Raw genomic sequence first — 20,390 nt, forward strand, 5'->3', positions numbered from 1 at the left:
AGTTGCCTACGCGTCACAGACACAGTCGTACCGGGTTTCACCCTCGGACGAAGGCAGAACCCGAAGACTGATCACAACCTCACACAGGCCCTAGCTGTTCGCTGTCGGCTGTTCGCCGTCCGTTGTCCGCCGTTCCGTCGCCTGTCGCCTGTCGCCTGTCGCTCGTCACCCGGCCGCTGCCGCCGAGCGTTCGACGGCGGTGAGGACCTTCGCCGCGCCGTCCTCGACGGCCAGGGCGGTGGCGACGGCCTGGGCGCGAGTGCGGTAGCGGGCGTCGTCGAGCGTCAGGCGGAGGGCGGTGGCGAGGCGGTCGGCGGTGAGGCTGCGTAGCGGGACGGGTCCGGGGGAGACGCCGAGCCGGGCGAGCCGGGCGGCCCAGAACGGCGCGTCGAGCTGGGCGGGTACAGGGACGGTGGGGGTCCCGGAGCGGAGGGCGGCGGCCGTGGTGCCGGCACCCGCGTGGTGGACCACGGCGGCGGTTCGGGGAAAGAGCCAGTCGTGCGGGGTGTCGCCGATGGTCAGGACGGAGTCCGAGTCCTCGGCGGTCAGTTCGCTCCAGCCCGACTGGAGGAGCACGCGCACCCGGGCGGCGCGGGCGGCGGCGAGGACGGTCGCGGTGAGCCGATCGGCGTCGGGGACGACCAGGCTGCCGAAGCCGACGAAGACCGGTGGTGGACCGGCGGCGAGGAAGTCGAGCAGCCGGGCCGGGGGTTGCCAGTCGGGTCGGTCGGCCGGCCACCAGTAGCCCGCCACGTCCAGTCGGGGGTGCCAGTCGGCGGGGCGGGGCACCACCAGGGGCGAGAAGCCGTGCAGGACGGGGTGGTCGCGGCGGGCCCGGGCGATCCCGAGCGGCGGCAGGCCGAGCCGTCGGCGCAGCCCGCGGACGGCCGGGACGAACAGCTGGTCGGTCGTGGCCTGGACGGCGTGCCCCGCCAGCAGGTTTCCGGGTCGGCCCAGTGACCGGGTGCCGGCGACGGCCGACGCGAACTCGCGCGTGGGTGCGAGCGGTTGGAGGTACAGCCCGATGGTGGGGAGGCCGGCCGCCTCGGCGACAACCTGGCCGAGCGCGCTGGTGGTGCTGGTGGTCAGCAGCAGGTCGGTGCCGAGCGCCGTGGCGTCGGCGATGCCGTCGCCGAGTGCGGGCATGAACTTCCGGCCGAGCCGCAGGAGTTGCAGGACGGCGTCCGGTCTGCCGCCGGCCCGCAGCAGGCGGCGGCCCTCGGCGGAGGCGAGTTCGGCGCGCGGGTCGACCGGTAGTGGGCGGAATTCCAGTCCAGCGGCCCGCACCGACTCGGCGAAGGTGCCGTGGGTGGCGACGGCCACCTGATGTCCGGCCGCTCGCAGGCGGGCGCCGAGCCCGGTGAACGGGGCCACGTCGCCCCGGGAGCCGGCGGTGGCGATCAGGATGCGCATGGCCGCAGTATTTCGGCGCGGACGGGCCCACGGGAAGGACGCCGCGCGGGCGGTCCGGCCCCTCCAGCCGCCCTCGAACGCCGTTCCGCGAGTGGCGTCACCGGGCGGCTGGGGCCGGGTGACGGAACCGGGCGGCGGTCGGTGGCGTCCCTGCGGGCAGAGCGGGACGGGACGGGGCCCGTCGCGCCTCGGACGGGAGGGGATGACGGATGAGCATCGTCGCGTGGATCGTGCTGGGCCTGCTGGCGGGCGCGCTGGCCAAGCTGCTGTTGCCGGGGAAGGACCCGGGCGGCCTGATCGTGACCACTCTGATCGGTATCGCCGGGTCCTTCGTCGGCGGCTGGATCGCGTCGCACTTCCTTCACCGCTCGGTTACCGCGCACTTCTTCGACGCGGCGACCTGGGTGTCGGCGATCGGCGGCGCTCTGGTGCTGCTGATCGGCTACCGGTTGCTGTTCGGCAACTCGCGCCGCTGACAGGCGGGTTCGCTGCGGCAGCGGCGCCCGGACGGCGCACGGGCGGCGTCAGGGCCGCGTAGGGGCCGCGTCGGGACGGTGCCGTGAGGGCATCCGCCGCCCGGAGCGCGCAGGGCCCCGGTTGGCCGGTTCGGACCGGCCCTGCCGGGCGCTGGAACGGTGCGAGGCCCCCGTACGTCCTTCCGGTCGGACCCGGGGGGCTCGACGGGGTCGTCACACCGATGACGCAAGGGGCGGCGGATGAGCTGGATGGCGTGGATCGTGCTGGGCGTGGTGTCGGGGACCATGGCCAGGATGGCGATGTCGAGGGGCGAGCGCGGTCTGATCGGCAGCACCCTGATCGGCATCACCGGCTCCTACATCGGCGCCTGGATCGTCGCGCACTGGATGCACGGGACGGTGAGGCCGAGCCTCCTCGACGTGACGACCTGGGTGTCGGCGATCGGCGGTGCGATGCTCCTGCTGTTCGCCTACCGGGTGTTCCGCTTCATCACCCGGCGCTGACCGCTGGGCGCCGACCCGTCCGGCACCGGGCGTCGCTCGTCCGACGGCCGGCACCGGTCGCCGGCCGTCCGACGCCGGTCGCCGGGCGGCGATCCGGCCGTGCCTGGTCACCGGGCAGCGGCCCGGGACGCCTCGGTGACCCAGCCCGGGAGCTGCTCGCGCGAGGCGAGCCAACCGGGCGGCACGTCCGCGAGGCCCGTCCGGGCGGCGACCACGCCGGCCGCGATGGCGCAGGTGGTGTCCTTGTCTCCCCAGCCCTCCAGGGTGTGCCAGACGGCGTCGGGCAGCGAGTCCAGGTGCCCGGCCGCGGACCAGAGCGCGAACGGCACGGTGTCCGGGGCGGAGATCAGCGTTCCCGAGCCGAGCACGTTGGCGGCGTGCCGGACGCTGGTGTGCGCGGGCAGTCGGGCGGCGATCCGCAGGCCGGAGCGGACGTCGCTGTCCGGCAGCCGTCCGGCGATCTCGGCCAGCAACTCGGCCCGGCCGGGTGCGTCCTCGCCCCGGCTGCGGACCGCCAGTGCCGCCGCGAGCGCGACCGCCACCGCGCCGGCGACCGCCTCCGGGTGGAAGTGGGTGGTGAGCGCCTGGAGTTCGGCCTGCCGGACCACCGTGTCGAGGTCGTCGGCGAACCAGGCCCCCAGCGGGGCGACCCGCATCGCGGCGCCGTTCCCGTGCGAGCCCTGGCCCTCGAACTGGCCGGCGGTGATGGTGCGCCAGTCCCCGCCGGCGCCGATCCCGCGCAGCACCCGGTGCATCGACGGGCCGTACTTGCGCCCGTACTCGCGGGCGTACTCGGCGGCGAACTCCCGGGCGAGGGCGTCCGGTCGGACCTCGCCCGTGTCGAGCAGGTGGCGGACCAGCACGAGTGCCATGGCGGTGTCGTCGGTCCAGTGCCAGGGCGCGGGCCGGACCAGCCGGGCGGCGAGGGCGGCGGGCGCCTCGTCCAGCGGGACCGAGAACCAGCGGTCGCCGAAGGCGTCGCCGAGGGCGAGCCCGTTCAGGCTCTCCAGGCTGTCCAGGACCGAGGCGGCCGCACGCATGTCATCCTCCAGGCGAGATCAACGGTGCGGGGCAGTCTGCCGGACGGGCGAGGCGCCGACCAGCGGTTTTCCCCGCCGGCCGGCGCCTCGGTTGCCCGAGCCTCGGTCACTTGCGCCTCGGTCGCTTGCGCCTCGGGACCGGCGTCCGGTCACCGGCGTCCGGTCACTTCGCCTTCAGGCCTCCGAGGACGAGCTTCCAGACGCCCTCGAACCGGTCGTCGGCTCCGGGGGCGGACCAGGTGGAGGCGTAGACCGGGTCGTGGAAGGGCCCGGTGGCGTCGAAGACGGCACGGGCGGTGTCGCGGATGTGGGCGAGCTTGAACTCCTTGCTCTCCATCCCGTCCGCGACGATCTGCGCGATCTGGTCGACCAGGGTGTCGATGTGGGTGTCCACCAGGCCGCTGTTCTCCTCCACCAGCACCATGTAGGTGGCGAACAGCTCCGGGTCGTCCAGTGCCTTCTTCCGCTTCGCCGCGAACAGCGTGGTCAGCCAGCGGTGCAACCGCTCGGAGGCGGGGCCGCCCTCGTTGGAGACGGTCGCCAGGTCGTGGTGCGCCTGGTCGAGCCAGCGCTGGGTGACCGCCTCGCGCAGCGCGGCCTTGCTGGGGAAGTGCCGGTAGACGCTGCTGTGGCTGACGCCGAGGATGCGGGCGACGTCCACGACGGTGGCCTTGGCCGGGCCGAACCGCCGGAGGACGTCCTCCGCCGCGATCAGGATCTGCTCGGCGGTGAGTGTGGTGTCCGTGGTCACGGGGAGGTCCGTCCTTAGGGTCGTGCGGTCGGGTCGTGCGCCGATGGCGCCGGTGGGGCGGTCAGCGCTCGCTGTCCAGGTGGGCCATCTGTGCGGCAGCGTACCTGTCACCGGCGGCGGAGCCGGCGGGTACGGCGGCCTCGATGGCGGCGAGGTCGGCCTCGGTCAGTGTGACGTCGAGTGCGCCGAGGGCCTCGGTCAGACGGTCCCGGCGGCGGGCGCCGACCAGCGGGACGACGTCCTGCCCGCGCGAGGCCACCCAGGCGATGGCGACCTGGGCGACGGTCGCACCCCGCGCGGCGGCGATCTCGCGCAGGGCCTCGACCAGGGCCAGGTTGTGGGCCAGGTTCTCGCCCTGGAAGCGCGGGCTGTGGCTGCGGAAGTCGGTGCCGGCGAGGGCGCGGTCCGAGCCCCAGTGGCCGCTGAGCAGGCCGCGGGAGAGCACGCCGTAGGCGGTGACGCCGATGCCGAGCTCGCGGGCGGTGGGCAGGACGGCGGTCTCGATCGAGCGGGAGAGCAGCGAGTACTCGATCTGGAGGTCGCTGATCGGGTGGACGGCGGCGGCCCGGCGCAGGGTGTCGGCGCCGACCTCGGAGAGCCCGATGTGGCGGACGTAGCCGGCCTTCACCAGGTCGGCGATGGCGCCGACGGTCTCCTCGATCGGGACGCTCGGGTCCAGGCGGGCCGGGCGGTAGACGTCGATGTGATCGGTGCGCAGGCGGCGCAGGGTGTAGGAGAGCGCGGTCTTGGTGGCGGCGGGGCTCGTGTCGTAGCCGAGCCACTGACCGTCGGGGCTGCGCTGGGCGCCGTACTTCACGCTGATCCGCACGCTCTCACGGTCGCGGCCGCGCAGCGCCTCATGGATCAGCAGCTCGTTGTGGCCCATGCCGTAGAAGTCGCCGGTGTCGAGGAGGGTGATCCCGGCGTCGAGGGCGGCATGGATGGTGGCGATGCTCTCGGCCTCGTCGGCCGGGCCGTACAGGTCGGACATGCCCATGCAGCCAAGGCCGAGGGCCGAGGTGACCGGACCGGTGGTGCCGAGCGTGCGCTGGGCGGGGCGGATGTGCGAGGACACGGGTACTCCAGGGGGACAGTGCGGTGCCGGGAGGCGGGGGCAGGGTGACCCGGGTGTCACTATGGCATGACAGCGAACAGATTTCAAAATCTGTTCGCTGTCGTCTGTCATCTGAAAGTTGAAAGCTGTCGTCTGTCATTTGTTCGTGACGGGCCGGCCTTCGCCACCTTGCGCCGTCCCCGGCCCCAAGCCGTCATCGAGCAGCCGGGGCCCTCGTGTCCTCCGCGTTCGTCGCGTCCGTCGTGCCGACGGCGGGGCCTTCGGCCGACGCCCAGCTCTCGCGCCCGCCCGGCGACCGCAGCAGGTAGGCACGGGCGGGCGGAACGTTGCGCCACACCGTGCGCTCGCCCAGGCCGTACGTCGCCTCGAACCGTCGCAGCAGCCGCACCACCGCCCGGTGACGGGCACCCCGGCGGGGGCCCGAGGCGACGGTGCGCGCCGTCGCCGTGCCGAGGTACCCGAAGTACGTCAGCTCGCCGCCGGGCGCCAGCAGCCGCAGGTAGAGGTCGAGGATGTCGCGCACCTGCGCGGGCTCGAAGTTGGTGAAGGGCAGCCCGGACACGATCACGTCGTACCGCTGCCCGCCGCCCTCCGGCCCGGCCGCTTCCGGCACCGGCGGCCGGTGCTCCGGCAGCTCCTCGACCCGGCAGGCCGACAGCCGCAGCCCCACCCCCGGGTGGCGCGCGGCCAGGACCGGGTCCTCCCGCAGCCGGTCGGTGAACCGCGGGTTGGCCTCGACGACGTGCAACCGGTCGCCCGGGCGCAGCACCTGGGCCAGCCGGCGGGTCACCACGCCCGTGCCGGCCCCGACTTCCAGCACCGAGATCGGACGGTTCGGGCGGCTGGTGACCGGTACCACCAGCGCGTTCACCAGCTCCGGGCCGCTCGGGGCCAGTGCGCCGGTGTCGTGGAAGGCGCGCAGGGCCTCGGCGAGGAACAGCAGGCGGTCCCCGCCGGCGGGCGGACTGTACCGAGGGGAAGGGGAGTCGGGGCGGTGGTGGAGCCGTTCGTCGGTCATGCCGTCGACGCTAGGCAGGGCCGAGCGGCCGCGAATCGGCCGGTCAGCGGCGCCGACCCCCGACGAAAGTCGAGGGTGAGGTTGGCCGGAAGACAGAGGCGGTCCGCGGCCGAGCGCCCCTAGCATCGAGCCCGAAGTGCCGGACGGCGGACGCACGGAAGGCTTTCGGAGCGGGAGAGGGGAAAGGAGGAGCGCCATGCGCAGGAGTGTGCTCGGCTGGTACGGGCCGGACCACCGGGCCGGGGCCGACACGTTGTTGCTGATCGGCCTGCTCGGCCTGGCCGCCGAGGAAGCCCTGGTCCAGTGGACGCACTCCGACGGGCCGCTGCGCCTGCCGCGCACGGCCGTGGCCGCGCTCGCCGCGCTCTCGCTCCTGTTCGCCCGTCGCTGTCCGGTGGCCGCGGCCGTGCTGCCGGTGCTCACCAGCGGGCTGTTCAACCGGGCGTTCCCTGGCCTGTTCAGCGTCTTCCACCTCGCCTACCTCGGCCGGACGGGCCCGGCGATGGCGGGCGGCGCGGTCATCGCCGTGATCAACGCGACGGCTGCGGATTCGCTGGTCGGCTGGCTCGGCAGCACCGGGTCCCAATTCCTCGTCCAGGCCGCCGTCCTGGCGTTCGGTCTGTGGCTGCACGGCAGACGGCTGCTGATCCGTACCCTGCACGAGCAGGTCGACGCGCTGCGCCGCGAACGTGAGCTGCGCGCCGAACAGGCCCGGGCCGCCGAACGCGCCCGGATCGCCCGGGAGATGCACGACGTGCTGGCCCACCGGCTCAGCCTCCTGGTGCTGCACGCAGGGGTGTTGCGCGACCAGGCCAGCGCCGGCACCGTCGCCGCCGACCCCGACCGGCTCACCCACCGCCTCGAGTTGCTGCGCACCACAGCCGCCCGTTCACTCGACGACCTGCGAGACGTTCTGGGCGCGCTGCGGGCCGACCCACCGGCCCCGCCGGCGCCGGGGAGCGAGCCGCCCGTACTTGCCGAGCCCGGGCGGGTCCCGGCGCCCGCCCTGCGCGACCTCGCCGAGCTCGTCGGCGAGGCGACCGAGGCCGGGCAACAGGTCGAACTCGCCCTCTCCGGAGACCCGGAGGCCGTCCCGACCACCCACCGGCTGGCCGTGCACCGGCTGGTCCAGGAGGCGCTGACCAACGCCCGCAGGTACGCGTACGCCGCGCCCGTGACCGTTCGGGTCGGCTACGGGGCACCGGCGACGACGGTCGAGGTCCGCAACGGCCCGGGCGGGGCGCCGCCGGACGGGACGGCCGCCGGAAGCGGGTACGGGCTGGTGGGGCTGGCCGAACGGGTCGGTGCCCTCGGCGGCCACCTCGACGCCGGTCCGGACGGCAGCGGAGGCTTCCGGCTCTCCGCCCGGTTACCCGCGCCGGACCGCCCGCCGTTGGGGGCGTCCGACCCTGCTCCCGCCCGTGGCGACGGTCCGGCTCCACAGCGGGGGCGGGCGCCGCAACCGGGGCAAGGGATACGAGGGGCACGGCAGTCGCAGGAAGGGCTGCCCGGGACGCAAGAGGTGCGACAGCCGGAGCCACCGACGCAACCGAGGAACCTGAAGCCACCGAAGCCACCGAACCCACCGAACGGGCCTAAGCAACCGAAGGAGCCGATGGAACCGGAGCAGGAACCGAATACGCAGCCGAGGGGCGCCGCATGATCCGAACCATGGTGGTCGACGACGACGCGCTGGTGCGCCTCGGCCTGGTCGACATCCTGACCCAGGACCCGGCGCTCACGGTGGTCGCCGAGGCCGCCGACGGGCTGCAAGCCGTCGAACTCGCCGGCCGCCGGCGGATCGACGTCGCACTGATGGACATCCGGATGCCCCGGCTCGACGGGATCGCCGCCACCCGGCGGCTGCGCGAACTCCCGGACGGCCCACGGGTCATCGCCCTCACCACCTTCGACCTGGACGAGTACGTGTACCAGGCGCTCGCGGCTGGGGCGGACGGCTTCCTGCTGAAGGACACCCCGCCCGCGGAGATCGCCCGCGCCGTCCATGTCGTCGCGGGCGGCCAGGGGATGCTGCACCCGGCGGCCGCGCGGCGGCTGATCGACCGGTACCACCGGGTCGGGGCGCCCCGGTCGGTGGCCGCCCGTAGCCGGGTCGCCGGGCTCACCCCGCGGGAGACCGACGTGCTGCGCGAACTCGCCGACGGGCTCTCCAATGCGGAGATCGCGGGCGTGCTCGGGATGCGCGAGAGCACCGTCAAGGCGCACGTCAGCCGGATCCTGACCGGGCTCGGAGTCGGCAACCGGGTCCAGGCGGCGCTCCTCGCCCGTGACGCCGGGCTGGTGGGCGACGGGGGCTGAGGGCGGACGGTCGAGAGTGGCTGTGCCCGGGGCCGGGCAACAGGTTCCGGTCGGTCGTGTACGTGCGTGCAGGTGCGGGCAGGTACCGCGCTCGTTCATGTCCGGGTGCTCCACTGCCGTGCCAGGGTGCTCCACCGCCGTCTCCTGGCGATCGCCCGCCGCGCCGGGGATGGCCATGTCGCGCGCCCGGGGCGGCAAGCCGAGGTACGTCGATGCTCGACGGGGCACACCGGGGCACGGCATCGGCCGGTGTTCACGCGGGTGTTCCCCGGATGTTCCTCTGGAGTCAGGGCAGGCGGCGAAGCGGGCTTCCCTGAGCCGCCGCGTGCTCCCGGTTCGTACCGCATGCTGAGCCGCTGTCACCCATCCGGCGTGGAAATGCCGTGCCTTGGCCGTTTGCGCTGCCGAACTCGGGCGGCGGGTCCATGGTGGAGATGGGCGCGATCGGCGACCGCGCCCGCGCGCCGATCCAGGCCCGCGCGCCGAGCGCCCGCGCCGAGCGCGGCCGGGCGGCCTCCGAAGCGGGGCCCGGTACCGGCACGCTGGGAGCAGGGCCACCTCGCAGGAAACCGAACGGTTCTTCTAGGCTCACATCTCGGCTTCCCTGCGGCGGTCCGGCCACTGCGCCCGCCACCAGGAAGCCGCCGTCCACGGGGCTCCGGGCGGACCGGGGCCCCGGATCGAGCGAGGAGGACGCACAATGCCAAGCACGCCGCCCAACCGTTCCACCGTACTTGGGCCAGACGGGCCGACCCGGTGGGTCGCCCGTCAATCCGGCCGGCCGGTGCGGTCAGGCCGGTCCTGGTACCCGGGCGGGAGCGGTCGGCCGGTACGGCCGCTGAATACCGGCGGCGGCCGCGGAGGCGAGCGTTGAGTCCCCAGACCATCGGGTCGCCCGCCGTACCGGGCGCCACCGCGCAACCCGATCCGACCTCGGCCACCGTCCCGACCGCCACCGACGGCGAGGCCCTCCCCGTGGCGGCCACGGCCACCACAACGGCTGACGTCGCCGGCACGGCAACCGCCCTTCCCGCCACGGCCGCTACGGTTCCGGCCGCCTCGGTTCAGGCCACCACCGCCGTGTCCACTGCCGCGAAGGCCGCCGTGGCCAAGGTGGCCGTAGCCAAGACCGCGGCCGCCAAGTCCGCCCTCGCGAAGTCATCCCTCACCAAACCCGTCGTGGCCAAACCCGTCGTCGTCAAGACCGCGGTGCCGAAGAACGCGGTCGCGCAGACCTCAGCCGCACAGACCTCAGCCGCGTCGACCGCTGTCGCGAAGACCGTGACAGGGCCGACCGCCACCGCCACCGCCACGTCCGGCACCGCCGTCGCCGGCCCCGTCACCGCGGCGCTGCCCGGCCTGCCGCAGGCGCTCAGCTCCCGTGCCCGTACCCTCGCCGGCGCCGTCCGGCGCCGCTGCGTCGACCTGGCACGGATCGAGTCACCGAGCGGGGACGCCCCCAGACTCGACGCCCTCGCCGAGGAGTTGGCCGCCGGCTTCCGGGCCACCGGTGCCACCGCCCGGCGTGAACCCGGACCGGCCGGGGACCACCTCGTACTGGAGTGGGAGGGCCGGGATGAGTCCCTGCCGCACCTGCTGATCGTCGGCCACCACGACACCGTCTGGCCGGTCGGCACCCTCGCGGACTGGCCGGTGACCGAGCAGGACGGCCGGCTCACCGGCCCCGGTGTGGTCGACATGAAGGGGGGACTCGCCATCCTGGAGGGCGCGTTGGGGCTCCTCGCGGACCTGGGTGAGCGCCCGCACCGGACCGTCCGCCTGGTCGTGGTCTCCGACGAGGAGGTGGGCAGCCCGGACGGGCGGCGCTTGGTCGAGCGCCAACTGCGTGGTGCCGCCGCGGTCCTGGGGCTCGAACCGCCGCACCCCGACGGTCGGTTGAAGACGGCGCGGCGCGGCAGCACCCGGGTGAGGCTCACCGTGACCGGCCGGGAGGCGCACGCGGGCAACGACGCCCAGGACGGGGTGTCCGCGGTCGACGAGCTGGTGGACCAGCTCGTGCTGGTGCGTGGACTCGCCGGGCAGCCCGGCACAGAGCTCAACGCCGGTCGGATCAGCGGTGGTTCGCGTGCCAACGTGGTCGCGGGGCGGGCCGAGGCCGAGCTGGGCCTGCGGTTCGCCACCGTCGAGGCGCAGCGCCGCACGCTGGACGACCTCGCCCGGCTCACCGCGCTGCGTCCGGGTGCCCGGGTCCGTACGGAGGTGCTGTCCAGTCGTCCGGCCTGGCCCGAGCGGACCGGGAACCCGCTGCTGCGGCACGTGCGCTCGCTCGCCGCCGTGCTCGGGCAACAGCTGGACGGCGCCCCGGCGGGCGGGGCGGGGGACACCAACCTGCCGGGCTCGCGCGGGCTCCCGACCCTGGACGGCTTCGGCGCGGTGGGCGCCGGTGCCCACGCCCGGCACGAGCACATCCGGCTCGACCAGATCGCCCCCCGGATCGCCCTGCTGGCGGGGCTGCTCGCCGTGCCACTCCCGCGCCTGCGGGACCGCGCGGAGGGCTGAGCCCGCGGTGAACCGCTGACAGCAGACCGCGGACGGTTGACGGCAGACAGCGAACAACTGACAGATAACAGCTGACAGATTCTGAAATCTGTCAGCTGTTATCTGTTCCGCACCTTGCCATCCCTCCGCCCCGCCGCGCAGAATGGTACCGACCGAACGGTCAGTCGGTTGGTTGTCCGGTGCTCCGGCAACCCGACCGGGCAGGACACGAGAGGGGACTGTGGTGACAGCAGAGGTGGCCGAGGCGGTCCCCGCGCAGACGCCGGAGGACCGGTTCGAGGCGGTCGTCGCCGCCGGGCAGCGGATCGAGCCCAGGGACTGGATGCCCGACGCCTACCGGGCCACCCTGATCCGCCAGATCGCCCAGCACGCCCACTCCGAGATCATCGGCATGCAGCCCGAGGGCAACTGGTTGACCCGGGCGCCGTCCCTGCGCCGCAAGGCCATCCTGCTCGCCAAGGCCCAGGACGAGGCCGGCCACGGCCTCTACCTCTACGCCGCCGCCGAGACCCTCGGCGTCGACCGTGCCGAGCTCACCGAGAAACTGATCTCCGGCCGCCAGAAGTACTCCTCGATCTTCAACTACCCGACCCTCACCTTCGCCGACGTCGGCGTGATCGGCTGGCTGGTGGACGGCGCCGCGATCTGCAACCAGGTCCCGCTCTGCCGCTGCAGCTACGGCCCGTACGCCCGCGCGATGGTGCGGATCTGCAAGGAGGAGTCCTTCCACCAGCGCCAGGGCTACGAGCTCCTGATGACGCTGATGCGCGGCACCGAGGGCCAGCGCCGGATGGTGCAGGACGCGGTGGACCGCTGGTGGTGGCCGTCGCTGATGATGTTCGGCCCCTCCGACGCCGACTCGCCGAACTCCGCCCGTTCGATGGCCTGGCGGATCAAGCGGCACAGCAACGACGAGCTGCGCCGGCGCTTCGTCGACATGACCGTCCCGCAGGCCGAGCACCTGGGCGTCACCCTCCCGGACCCCGAGCTGCGCTGGAACGAGCAGCGCGGCGGCTGGGACTTCGGTGAGCCGGACTGGTCCGAACTGACCAGGGTCATCCACGGCCAGGGCCCCTGCAACACCCAGCGGATCGACCGCCGCCGCACCGCCCACGAGGAGGGCGCCTGGGTCCGCGAGGCGGCCGTCGCCTACGCGGCCAAGCGCGCTGCCGAAGCCACCCGACCCGTCGAAGCCACCGAGGCCACCGAACCCATCGAACTCAGCGAAGCCACCGAACAGGAGAACGGAAAGTGACCGACCCCCAGGTTGGCTCCCCGGCCGGGTCCAAGGCCGGCTGGCCGCTGTACGAGGTGTTCGTGCGCCCCCGGCGCGGGCTGAACCACGTCCACGTCGGCTCGCTGCACGCCTCCGACGACCGGATGGCCCTGCTCGCCGCCCGCGACCTCTACACCCGTCGCAACGAGGGCGTCAGCCTCTGGGTGGTCCGCTCGGACGCGATCACCGCCTCCACCCCGGACGAGCGGGACCCGTTCTTCGAACCCAGCGGCGACAAGGTCTACCGCCACCCGACCTTCTACGACATCCCCGAGGATGTCCCGCACATCTGACGGGGGAGCCACCGTGCACGACCACACCACCTCCACCACCGGCACCGGCGCGGGCGCCGACCAGGACGACCACGTCTACCTGAGCCTCGTCGACGCCGCCCCCGGCCCCGAGGGCGAGGGACGCTGGGCGTACGGGACGGGCTTCGCCGACCCACTGCTCGGCGTGGACACCGCGCTGCCCGCCGGACTGGACGGTGCCGACCTCGCCGCCTACTGCCAGATGCTGGGCGACGACGCCCTGGTCCTCGCGCAGCGGCTGATCGAGTGGTGCACCCGGGCGCCCGAGCTGGAGGAGGAGGTCGCGCTCGCCAACCTGGGCCTCGACCTGCTCGGCCAGGCCCGGCTGCTGCTCACCCGGGCCGGCCAGGCGGACGGCACCGGCCGCACCGAGGACGATCTGGCGTACTGGCGGGAGGAGCACGAGTTCCGCAACGTACGCCTGGTGGAGACGCCGAACGGCGACTTCGCGTACTCGATCGCCCGGCTGCTGCTGTTCGCCACCGCGCGCGGCGCCCTGTACGAGGCACTCAGCGCGCACCCCGACCCGGTACTGGCCGCGGTCGCCGCCCGGGGGGTCAAGGAACTGGCGTACCACCGGGAGTACGCCACCGCCTGGACGCTGCGCCTCGGCGACGGCACGCCGTACTCCGCCGAGCGGATGCAGGCCGGGTTGGACGCGGTCTGGCCGCTGCTGGAGGAACTGTTCACGGCGCACCCGGTGGAGCTGCGGGCGGGCGTCGACCCGGCGACCCTGCGCGAACCGGTGCTGGGCTCGATCGCCGCGGTCCTCGCCGAGGCCGGGCTGACCGTGCCGGACGTGCCGCCGCTGGCCACCGTCCTCGGCCGGGCCGGCCGGGACGGCGTGCACACCGAGGCGCTCGGTCCGCTGCTCGCCGAGCTCCAGGTGGTGGCCCGCGCCCACCCGGGGGCGACATGGTGACGGACGACGCGGCGATGGGCGCGGCGGACACGGCGGACACCACAGGCGCGACGGGCACGACGGTCCCCGCGGACCCGGAGGGCCCGACGGCCCGCGACCTGGCCTGGGCAGTCGCCGCGGCCGTCCCGGACCCGGAGCTGCCCATGCTCACCCTGGCCGACCTGGGCGTCCTGGCCGAGGTCGAGGTGGACGGCGGCAGCGGCACCGTGACCGCCTGGCTGACCCCGACCTACTCGGGCTGCCCCGCCGTCGCCGAGATGGCAGCCGACGTGGACCGCCGGCTGCGCGCGGCCGGGTACCCGGACGTCCGGGTGCGGCTGCGGCTGGACCCGCCGTGGTCCACCGACCTGATCACCGCCGACGGCCGCCGAAAGCTCGCCGAGGCGGGCATCGCCCCGCCGCGCCCGACCGCCGCCGTAGCCGTGGCCGCCGCGGCCGGACCGGTGGCGCTCACCCTCGGCCCGACGCGCACCGGAACCGCCGAGAGCAGGGTGCCCTGCCCGCTCTGCGGCGGCACGGAGACGGAGGAGCTGTCCCGCTTCGGCTCCACGGCCTGCAAGGCGCTCTGGCGCTGCCTCGCCTGCCGGGAGCCCTTCGAACGCGTCAAGGAGATCTGAATGCCCGCCGCCGTCCAGCCCGCCGCCGACACCCAGGCGTCCGACATCCAGGCGTCCGACACTCAGGCGTCCGACATCCAGGCGTCCGACGCCCAGGCTCCCGACGCCCAGACTCCCGGCATCCGCCCCGCCCGCCGTCCGACCTTCCACCGGTTGCGGATCGACCGGGTCGAGCGGCTCTGCGAGGACGCGGTGGCGGTGACCTTCGCGGTGCCGGACGAGCTGGCGGAGGAGTACGCCTTCCGGCCGGGGCAGACCCTGACCCTGCGCAAGCTGGTGGACGGCGCCGACGAGCGCCGCTCGTACTCGATCTGCGCCCCGGCGGGCGGACCGCTGCGGATCGCCGTCCGGGAGGTGCCCGGCGGGCTGTTCTCGCGCTGGCTGGTGCGCGAGGCGGAGCCGGGCGAGGAGGTGGAGGTGCTGACGCCGTCCGGCCTGTTCAGCCCCGAACTCGGCGTCCCGGCCGACCACGTGCTGCTCGCGGCCGGCTCCGGCATCACCCCGATGCTGTCGATCGCCGCCTCCGTGCTGGCCGCCGACCGCAGCTCCACCGTCACCCTGCTCTACGGCAACCGGCGCAGCGACACCGTGATGTTCGCGGACGAGCTGGCCGACCTGAAGGACCGGTACCTCGGCCGCTTCCAGTTGGTCCACGTGCTCTCGCGGGAGACCAGGGACGCCGAGCTGCTCAGCGGCCGGCTGGACCCGGAGCGGGTACGGGCCCTGCTGGCGGCGCTGGTGGACGTCGGGAGCGTCGGGCACTGGTGGCTGTGCGGCCCGTTCGGCATGGTCGTCGGGGCGAAGGACCTGCTCGCCGAGCTGGACGTGCCGGGCGAGCGCGTGCACCAGGAGCTCTTCCACGCGGAGGACGAGCCGCTCCCGGAGCGCGACGAGGACTGGGACCGCAGCGACGCCTCGGCCGACGGCGCGTCGGGCCCGCAGAGCGAGGTCACCGTCGTCCTCGACGGCCGCGGCAGCACGCTCTGCCTCCCGCGCGACCGCTCGATCCTGGACGGCGCCCAGCGCTCCCGCCCGGACCTGCCGTTCGCCTGCAAGGGCGGGGTGTGCGGCACCTGCCGCGCGCTGGTCACCGAGGGCGAGGTGGAGATGCGCCGCAACTTCGCGCTGGAGGAGAAGGAGCTGGCCGCGGGCTACGTCCTCACCTGCCAGGCCCGCCCGGTCACCGACCGGGTGACCGTCGACTACGACCGCTGATACGACCGCTGAGCCTCAGACCAAGGCGGGCTCCACGGCCGGAACGCCGAGCGTGGGGCTCCCGGGCGTGGGGCTCCCGGGCGTCGGGCTCCCGAGCATCGAGCGCTCCGGCACCGGCTCTCCGAGCGTCGGACTCCCGGCCGCCGGATCCCCGGCCGCCGGGTCCCCGAGCAGCCTGACCAGGTCGTTGACCGCCGCGCGGCCGGCCCGGTTGGCGCCGACCGTGCTGGCGGACGGGCCGTAGCCGACCAGGTGGACGCGGGGGTCGGCGGTGGCGCGGGTGCCGGTGAGCGCGATGCCGCCGCCGGGGGAGCGCAGCCCGAGCGGGGCGAGGTGCCCGACCTCGGGCCGGAAACCGGTCGCCCAGACGATCGCGTCCACCGCCAGTTCCTCGTCGCCCCAGGCGACCCCGTGCTCGGTGAGACGGTCGAACATCGGTCGGCGGTGCAGCGCGCCCAGTTCCTCGGCGCGCCGGTAGGCGACGGACGGGCCGAGCCCGGTCACGCTCACCACGCTGCGCACCGGCAGGCCCTGCCGGACCCGCTCCTCGACCTTGGCGACCACCGCGCGCCCGTACTCGGGGGTGAACGGCCCCTCGTGGTAGACGGGTTCGGAGCGGGTGACCCAGACCGTCTCGCCCACCGCCGCCACCTCCGACAGCACCTGGATCGCCGAGGCGCCGCCGCCCACCACCAGCACGCGCCTGCCCGCGAACTCCTCGGGGCCGCGGTACTCCGCGTAGTGCAGCTGGCGGCCCGCGAAACGGCCCGGGTAGTGCGGGAGGAAGGGGCGGGTCCAGGTGCCGGTGGCGTTGATCAGCGCGCGGGTGGACCAGGTGCCGCGGTCGGTCTCGACCAGCAGCCGGGAGTCGGGGCTCCCGGACTCGGCGCGTACGGCGCGCACCGTGACCGGGCGTACGACCGGGAGCGCGTGCCGGGCCTCGTACGCCGCGAAGTACCCCGGCACCACCTCGCGCGCGGGGGCCTCGGGGTCCGGCGGCGGGAGTTCGGCGTCCGGGAGGTCGTGGAAGCCGTGCACGGTGGCCATCCGGAGGGACGGCGAGCGGTGCGCCCAGGCGCCGCCGGGACCGGCGTCGGCGTCGAGCACGACGAAGCCGCCGTCGGCGCCGGCCCGGTAGGGGGCGAAGCCGCGGCGGCGCAGGTGGTAGGCGGCGGACAGGCCCGCCTGCCCGGCGCCCACCACCAGGACGTCCACGCGTCGCTGAACGCTGTTCGTTGCACCGTAAACAGTCACGCCCATGAAACATCGGCGGGCCGGCGGCTGTTCCCGAAGGATTCCGCCGGCGGGCGCGAGCGGACGCGCGTCGGCGGGGCCGTCAGGAGAGCGGGGAGATGACCGCGGCGGTGCCGTAGGCGCAGACCTCCGTGCCGACGTCGGCCGCCTCCGTGACGTCGAAGCGCATCATCAGGACGGCGTTGCCGCCGCGCGCCTTGGTCTGCTCGATCAGCCGCTGCATCGCCTCGTTGCGGCTCTCGACCAGGGTCTTCGTCAGACCGCGCAGCTCGCCGCCGATCAGCGACTTCAGACCGGCGCCGATCTGGCTGCCGATGTGGCGACTGCGCACGGTCAGCCCGAAGACCTCGCCGATCACGTGGTCGACCCGGAAGCCGGGGATGTCGTTGGTGGTCACGACCAGGACGTCGGCGTTCGGGCCCTGCCCGCCGCCGTACTCGTTGATGTCAGCCATGGGACGCATCCTGCCAAGTTCCTGCGTCCGAGTGACCCAGGCAGGGCCGGGCGGCGGCCGAGAAGGCGACCGGATGCTGGTCCGGACCGGTGATGGGGCGACCGAAAGGCCGTACCGTTAGCCCCATGGGCGAGCGAAGCGATCATCCACAGGGGCCGGGCGCGGCGGAGGACTCCGGCGCGCAGGAGATCGAGGCGACGGTGGTGCTGGGCCTGCGGATCACCGACTGGCCGGCCCTGCGCGCGGCCGCGATCAGGGCTGTCGAGGAACTGGAGTTCGAGGGCATCGACTCGGCCGGCCAGCGCCGCGAACTGCTGCGCGAGGTCGCCGAGGACGCCAACGCGGCGCTCGGCGCGCTGCTCCATCCGGACCGGCTGGTGGCCGCCATCCCCGGGGTCGAGGCGATCGGCGGCACGCTGGAGATCAGCGTCACCGAGGACTTCACCCCCGACTTCGCCGACCTGTTCCCGCTGGAGGGCGACGAGGAGGACGGCGGCGCGGGCGCGGACTGGACGCTCACCCCGCGCACCGCCTGCCTGCTCCACGCCCAGCTGATCGGCCTGGCCGACGCCGCGTACGACGACCTCGACGAGCACGGGGACGAGCCCGTCGTCGACGGCGAGGACGTGGACTGGACGGTCTTCGCCCGGCTACCCCAGCGCACCTGGCGGATGCACCGGGGCTGGCGCCGCGCGATGGCCCGGGCCTTCGACGACCTCGCCGACGACCTCGCGCTCGGCGAGTGGCCGCTGCCGCGCTGCCTGGCGGAGGAGCTCGCGCTCCGGATGGCGCTGGTGGACGCCCGGGCGCTGCTCGGCGCGCAGCCCGAGTCGGTGGCGGACATGATGGGCGACCTCCCGGCCGACCTCTACGACTACGACTGGGACGGCTGCCACGACGAGCTGTTCGGGGTCTACGGGCCGGACGACGGCGACGCGGAGCTGGGGGCGGAGCAGCGCACGGAGGTGCTGCTGGCGGCCACCCACCCGGAGGGCTGGTTCCTGATGTACGAGGACGCGGAGGAACGGGACCCGCAGCGCGGCTTCCGGCGCTGACGGGGCGGCCCGAGCCGGCCGGGGCGGGGCTGGCATCCTGGACGGGTGACTTATCCTTCCGATGCCCCGACTTCCGCTCTTCCGGCTCCGGCTTCGGCGTCCGTGCCTCCCGCTCCTCTGGCCGACGCAGCCGACCCGGCCGACGCCGCCGACCGTGCCGACGCCGTTGACCCCGTTGACGCCGCGGGGCGCGAGGACCGCGACGAGCTGCCGCAGTACGTGCTGCCGCTGGTCGTCCGGCTGGAGCGGGCCGCCCCGCCGGGTCGGACGGACGCGCTGGAGACCTCGGCGCGGGCGGTGCTCACGCTGCTGGCCGACCCACGGGTGACCGGAGCGGACGGCGAGTGGGCGGAGCGGGTCGCCGCCTGGGAGGACGCCCGGATCCGCAAGGTGGTCCGGCGGGCCCGGGGCGGGGAGTGGCGTCGGGCGGGCGAGCTGCCGGGCATAACGGTGCACGGGCGGGAGGCCGAGGTGCGGGTGTTCCCGCCGGTCCCGCTGGACGGCTGGCCGAAGGAGCTCGCCAAGCTCCAAGTGTCCGGGACGGACCTGGAGGAGACGGCGGAGGTCGGGGCGCCCGAGCCCGGACTTCCGGTGCTGTGGCTCAACCCCGACCTGGAGATGAGCGCGGGCAAGACGATGGCGCAGACCGGGCACGCCGCCCAGCTCGCGTGGTGGCGGCTGGACGAGGCGCAGCGCAAGGAGTGGGCCGAGGCCGGCTTCGCACTCGCGGTCCGGACGGCCTCGCCGGAGGCGTGGGAGGAGCTCGTCCGCAGCGAGCTGCCCGTGGTCCACGACGCGGGCTTCACCGAGATCGCGCCGGGGCCGACAGTCGCACTCGAAGGCGGCACGCGCTACTGCCCCACCCCGCGCCTTCGGCGCTCGTGACCGCGCGCCACTCCGACCCGACCTCTGACCCCGGCGCCGCAGCCCGCCGCCGTTCGGTGCGGCAGCACCCGCTCGGGGGCACGCGGCCGATCGCTGGTGCCTGCCCCGGACCTGCGGCGACGGGCGTCCGGTGTGACGCTGCCGTCCGCCGAGGCGAGGGTGTGGAAACCGTTGCCGGTGAAGTCTTTGCTATCGGGGACGAGGCAGTCGCCGGCCTTCCAGCGGTCGTGCTCGTCGATGTCGGCGCTTCTACGGAGACGTAGGACAGCGGGGTATTCGCCCCTCCCGAGGAGAGCAGTACCAGGCGTGTCAGAGCCAGGACCTGGCGCGGGCGATCCGGACCGCATCCATCCGGTTCCTGGCGCCCGTCTTCTGCACTGCGGACAGTAGATGGTTGCGTACGGTCCCGACGGACAGGTGGAGGTGGTCCGCGGTGTCCGCGGGGCTCTCGCCCTCGGCCGCCAGACCGAGGATCTCGGACTCCCGCGGTGTCAGCGGGTTCGGTGTCTGTGAGCTGCCCAAGACGGCGATGTCGGTGCCGACGATTCGCCGCCCGCAGCTCAGGTGCCTGATCGCCTCGACGAGTTCGTCGGCAGTGACGTCGTCGGAGATCACTCCTGACACGTCGGCCTTCAGGGCGCGCTGAGTGCCGCCCGCCGAGAGCACTCCTATGATCAGAAGGATTGCGCTCGCTCGGAAGGCCTCGCGCGCTCTGCGGAGCCTCTCGAACGCGGCTCTGCTGCCATCGGCGAGACAGAGGACCACCACATCGGGGTTCAGTGGTCTGTCACCCGGCACAGAGGTGACGTCCTCCGCGTCCGCAAGTACCCGGATGCCCGCCCGGGAGGAGATCATGGCAGCGATGCCGCTGCGGGTGAGGGTCCCCTGGGCGAGGATCAGTACGCCGACAGCGTCTAGTCCGCTGCTGCCCGGCAGTCGGCCCGCAGTCGGCAATGAAAGTTTCGCCCCGTACGCCGCGTGGTTCTGTGGGCCTGCTCCGCTTTGCGTGATGCTCATGAAATTCCCCCCCAAACTAGGAAAGTCAGGCTCATGCTCGGCCGGGGTTTGCGCCGGGCGTCGCACGCCCTTGCCCCCCAAGTCTGATGATCAGTCAACTTACCGTTACGGTACGAGAATTGATTGACCCGCAGGATGCTAAGTCGATCGTTCACGTCCGTCAACTCGTGTGACTGGGATGGCGCATCGATGTGCACACGGGTGTACCGCCACATTGAAGTGGAGGTGGAGGTTCGATGTGGCTGACGTAGAGAGCGTCGGCGGGTGT

The 20,390-nt window shown here is 73.9% G+C and carries 20 protein-coding genes; 12 read left to right on the forward strand and 8 right to left on the reverse strand.

Features of this window, described 5'->3' with window-relative positions:
* Positions 1 to 165: 165 nt before the first annotated feature.
* Positions 166 to 1,413: a glycosyltransferase gene (locus tag ACZ7RU_RS22470; RefSeq protein WP_470342718.1), complete on the reverse strand. Its 1,248-nt coding sequence runs from the start codon at positions 1,411 to 1,413 to the stop codon at positions 166 to 168.
* A 209-nt stretch (positions 1,414 to 1,622) separates the two neighbouring features.
* Between ACZ7RU_RS22470 and ACZ7RU_RS22475 the strand changes: the two genes are divergently transcribed.
* Both ACZ7RU_RS22475 and ACZ7RU_RS22480 read left to right on the forward strand, forming a co-directional pair.
* A complete protein-coding gene (locus ACZ7RU_RS22475; RefSeq protein ID WP_470342719.1) occupies positions 1,623 to 1,889 on the forward strand; it encodes a GlsB/YeaQ/YmgE family stress response membrane protein in 267 nt (88 codons plus the stop codon).
* A gap of 240 nt (positions 1,890 to 2,129) precedes the next feature.
* Positions 2,130 to 2,393 carry a GlsB/YeaQ/YmgE family stress response membrane protein gene (locus ACZ7RU_RS22480; RefSeq protein WP_470342720.1) on the forward strand — a complete coding sequence of 88 codons (264 nt, stop codon included), beginning with the start codon at positions 2,130 to 2,132 and terminating at the stop codon, positions 2,391 to 2,393.
* Positions 2,394 to 2,500: 107 nt separating this feature from the next.
* Here the strand turns inward: ACZ7RU_RS22480 and ACZ7RU_RS22485 are convergent, their stop codons facing one another.
* The 4 genes from ACZ7RU_RS22485 to ACZ7RU_RS22500 form a co-directional block, all read right to left on the reverse strand.
* Positions 2,501 to 3,433 (reverse strand): ADP-ribosylglycohydrolase family protein, encoded by a 933-nt coding sequence (locus ACZ7RU_RS22485; RefSeq protein ID WP_470342721.1) that lies wholly within the window; start codon positions 3,431 to 3,433, stop codon positions 2,501 to 2,503.
* A 163-nt stretch (positions 3,434 to 3,596) separates the two neighbouring features.
* Positions 3,597 to 4,184, reverse strand: a complete 588-nt coding sequence (locus ACZ7RU_RS22490; RefSeq protein WP_470342722.1) for a TetR/AcrR family transcriptional regulator — start codon at positions 4,182 to 4,184, stop codon at positions 3,597 to 3,599.
* Between the two features lie 61 nt (positions 4,185 to 4,245).
* Positions 4,246 to 5,259 (reverse strand): aldo/keto reductase, encoded by a 1,014-nt coding sequence (locus ACZ7RU_RS22495; protein WP_470342723.1) that lies wholly within the window; start codon positions 5,257 to 5,259, stop codon positions 4,246 to 4,248.
* A gap of 193 nt (positions 5,260 to 5,452) precedes the next feature.
* A complete protein-coding gene (locus ACZ7RU_RS22500; protein ID WP_470342724.1) occupies positions 5,453 to 6,277 on the reverse strand; it encodes a class I SAM-dependent methyltransferase in 825 nt (274 codons plus the stop codon).
* Positions 6,278 to 6,473: 196 nt separating this feature from the next.
* Between ACZ7RU_RS22500 and ACZ7RU_RS22505 the strand changes: the two genes are divergently transcribed.
* The 8 genes from ACZ7RU_RS22505 (at position 6,474) to paaE (ending at position 15,457) form a co-directional block, all read left to right on the forward strand.
* Positions 6,474 to 7,940 (forward strand): sensor histidine kinase, encoded by a 1,467-nt coding sequence (locus tag ACZ7RU_RS22505; protein WP_470342725.1) that lies wholly within the window; start codon positions 6,474 to 6,476, stop codon positions 7,938 to 7,940.
* Positions 7,937 to 8,596, forward strand: a complete 660-nt coding sequence (locus tag ACZ7RU_RS22510; RefSeq protein ID WP_470342726.1) for a response regulator — start codon at positions 7,937 to 7,939, stop codon at positions 8,594 to 8,596. Before ACZ7RU_RS22505 ends, ACZ7RU_RS22510 begins: the two co-directional genes overlap by 4 nt.
* Positions 8,597 to 9,466: 870 nt before the next feature.
* Positions 9,467 to 11,116 carry a M20 family metallopeptidase gene (locus ACZ7RU_RS22515; RefSeq protein WP_470342727.1) on the forward strand — a complete coding sequence of 550 codons (1,650 nt, stop codon included), beginning with the start codon at positions 9,467 to 9,469 and terminating at the stop codon, positions 11,114 to 11,116.
* Between the two features lie 142 nt (positions 11,117 to 11,258).
* A complete protein-coding gene (paaA, locus tag ACZ7RU_RS22520) occupies positions 11,259 to 12,371 on the forward strand; it encodes a 1,2-phenylacetyl-CoA epoxidase subunit PaaA (RefSeq protein WP_470342728.1) in 1,113 nt (370 codons plus the stop codon).
* Entirely contained in the window at positions 12,368 to 12,685 is a 318-nt protein-coding gene (paaB, locus tag ACZ7RU_RS22525; protein WP_387757691.1) for a 1,2-phenylacetyl-CoA epoxidase subunit PaaB, read from the forward strand. The genes paaA and paaB overlap by 4 nt, the downstream gene beginning before the upstream one ends.
* A gap of 13 nt (positions 12,686 to 12,698) precedes the next feature.
* The gene (gene paaC, locus ACZ7RU_RS22530; protein WP_470342729.1) at positions 12,699 to 13,625 is read left to right on the forward strand and encodes a 1,2-phenylacetyl-CoA epoxidase subunit PaaC; all 927 of its coding nucleotides are present in this window, start codon (positions 12,699 to 12,701) and stop codon (positions 13,623 to 13,625) included.
* A complete protein-coding gene (gene paaD, locus ACZ7RU_RS22535; RefSeq protein ID WP_470342730.1) occupies positions 13,619 to 14,242 on the forward strand; it encodes a 1,2-phenylacetyl-CoA epoxidase subunit PaaD in 624 nt (207 codons plus the stop codon). Before paaC ends, paaD begins: the two co-directional genes overlap by 7 nt.
* 75 nt (positions 14,243 to 14,317) lie before the next feature.
* Positions 14,318 to 15,457 carry a 1,2-phenylacetyl-CoA epoxidase subunit PaaE gene (paaE, locus tag ACZ7RU_RS22540; protein WP_470342961.1) on the forward strand — a complete coding sequence of 380 codons (1,140 nt, stop codon included), beginning with the start codon at positions 14,318 to 14,320 and terminating at the stop codon, positions 15,455 to 15,457.
* 15 nt (positions 15,458 to 15,472) lie between these two features.
* Here paaE and ACZ7RU_RS22545 read toward each other — a convergent pair whose 3' ends face one another.
* Together ACZ7RU_RS22545 and ACZ7RU_RS22550 are read right to left on the reverse strand one after the other, a co-directional pair.
* Positions 15,473 to 16,717, reverse strand: coding sequence for an NAD(P)-binding domain-containing protein (locus ACZ7RU_RS22545; RefSeq protein WP_470342731.1), 1,245 nt, complete (start codon positions 16,715 to 16,717; stop codon positions 15,473 to 15,475).
* Positions 16,718 to 16,793: 76 nt separating this feature from the next.
* Positions 16,794 to 17,165, reverse strand: a complete 372-nt coding sequence (locus ACZ7RU_RS22550) for a YbjQ family protein (RefSeq protein ID WP_470342732.1) — start codon at positions 17,163 to 17,165, stop codon at positions 16,794 to 16,796.
* Between the two features lie 125 nt (positions 17,166 to 17,290).
* Between ACZ7RU_RS22550 and ACZ7RU_RS22555 the strand changes: the two genes are divergently transcribed.
* A complete protein-coding gene (locus tag ACZ7RU_RS22555; RefSeq protein ID WP_470342733.1) occupies positions 17,291 to 18,220 on the forward strand; it encodes a hypothetical protein in 930 nt (309 codons plus the stop codon).
* A gap of 102 nt (positions 18,221 to 18,322) precedes the next feature.
* Positions 18,323 to 19,105, forward strand: coding sequence for a peptidyl-tRNA hydrolase (locus ACZ7RU_RS22560; RefSeq protein ID WP_470342734.1), 783 nt, complete (start codon positions 18,323 to 18,325; stop codon positions 19,103 to 19,105).
* A 309-nt stretch (positions 19,106 to 19,414) separates the two neighbouring features.
* On the opposite strand, the gene ACZ7RU_RS22565 is transcribed toward ACZ7RU_RS22560, so the two are convergent.
* Positions 19,415 to 20,122 (reverse strand): helix-turn-helix transcriptional regulator, encoded by a 708-nt coding sequence (locus tag ACZ7RU_RS22565; RefSeq protein WP_470342735.1) that lies wholly within the window; start codon positions 20,120 to 20,122, stop codon positions 19,415 to 19,417.
* Between the last annotated feature and the right edge of the window lie 268 nt (positions 20,123 to 20,390).

This window comes from Kitasatospora sp. NPDC114501 (assembly GCF_055633695.1).

Coding starts and splice junctions, on each gene's coding strand:
- paaD (WP_470342730.1), top strand. CDS start 13,619: ATGGTGACGGACGACGCGGCGATGGGCGCGGCGGACACGGCGGACACC.
- ACZ7RU_RS22500 (WP_470342724.1), bottom strand. CDS start 6,277: ATGACCGACGAACGGCTCCACCACCGCCCCGACTCCCCTTCCCCTCGG.
- ACZ7RU_RS22565 (WP_470342735.1), bottom strand. CDS start 20,122: ATGAGCATCACGCAAAGCGGAGCAGGCCCACAGAACCACGCGGCGTAC.
- ACZ7RU_RS22555 (WP_470342733.1), top strand. CDS start 17,291: ATGGGCGAGCGAAGCGATCATCCACAGGGGCCGGGCGCGGCGGAGGAC.
- ACZ7RU_RS22505 (WP_470342725.1), top strand. CDS start 6,474: ATGCGCAGGAGTGTGCTCGGCTGGTACGGGCCGGACCACCGGGCCGGG.
- ACZ7RU_RS22475 (WP_470342719.1), top strand. CDS start 1,623: ATGAGCATCGTCGCGTGGATCGTGCTGGGCCTGCTGGCGGGCGCGCTG.
- ACZ7RU_RS22480 (WP_470342720.1), top strand. CDS start 2,130: ATGAGCTGGATGGCGTGGATCGTGCTGGGCGTGGTGTCGGGGACCATG.
- paaA (WP_470342728.1), top strand. CDS start 11,259: ATGGTACCGACCGAACGGTCAGTCGGTTGGTTGTCCGGTGCTCCGGCA.
- ACZ7RU_RS22545 (WP_470342731.1), bottom strand. CDS start 16,717: ATGGGCGTGACTGTTTACGGTGCAACGAACAGCGTTCAGCGACGCGTG.
- ACZ7RU_RS22470 (WP_470342718.1), bottom strand. CDS start 1,413: ATGCGCATCCTGATCGCCACCGCCGGCTCCCGGGGCGACGTGGCCCCG.
- ACZ7RU_RS22485 (WP_470342721.1), bottom strand. CDS start 3,433: ATGCGTGCGGCCGCCTCGGTCCTGGACAGCCTGGAGAGCCTGAACGGG.
- ACZ7RU_RS22550 (WP_470342732.1), bottom strand. CDS start 17,165: ATGGCTGACATCAACGAGTACGGCGGCGGGCAGGGCCCGAACGCCGAC.
- ACZ7RU_RS22510 (WP_470342726.1), top strand. CDS start 7,937: ATGATCCGAACCATGGTGGTCGACGACGACGCGCTGGTGCGCCTCGGC.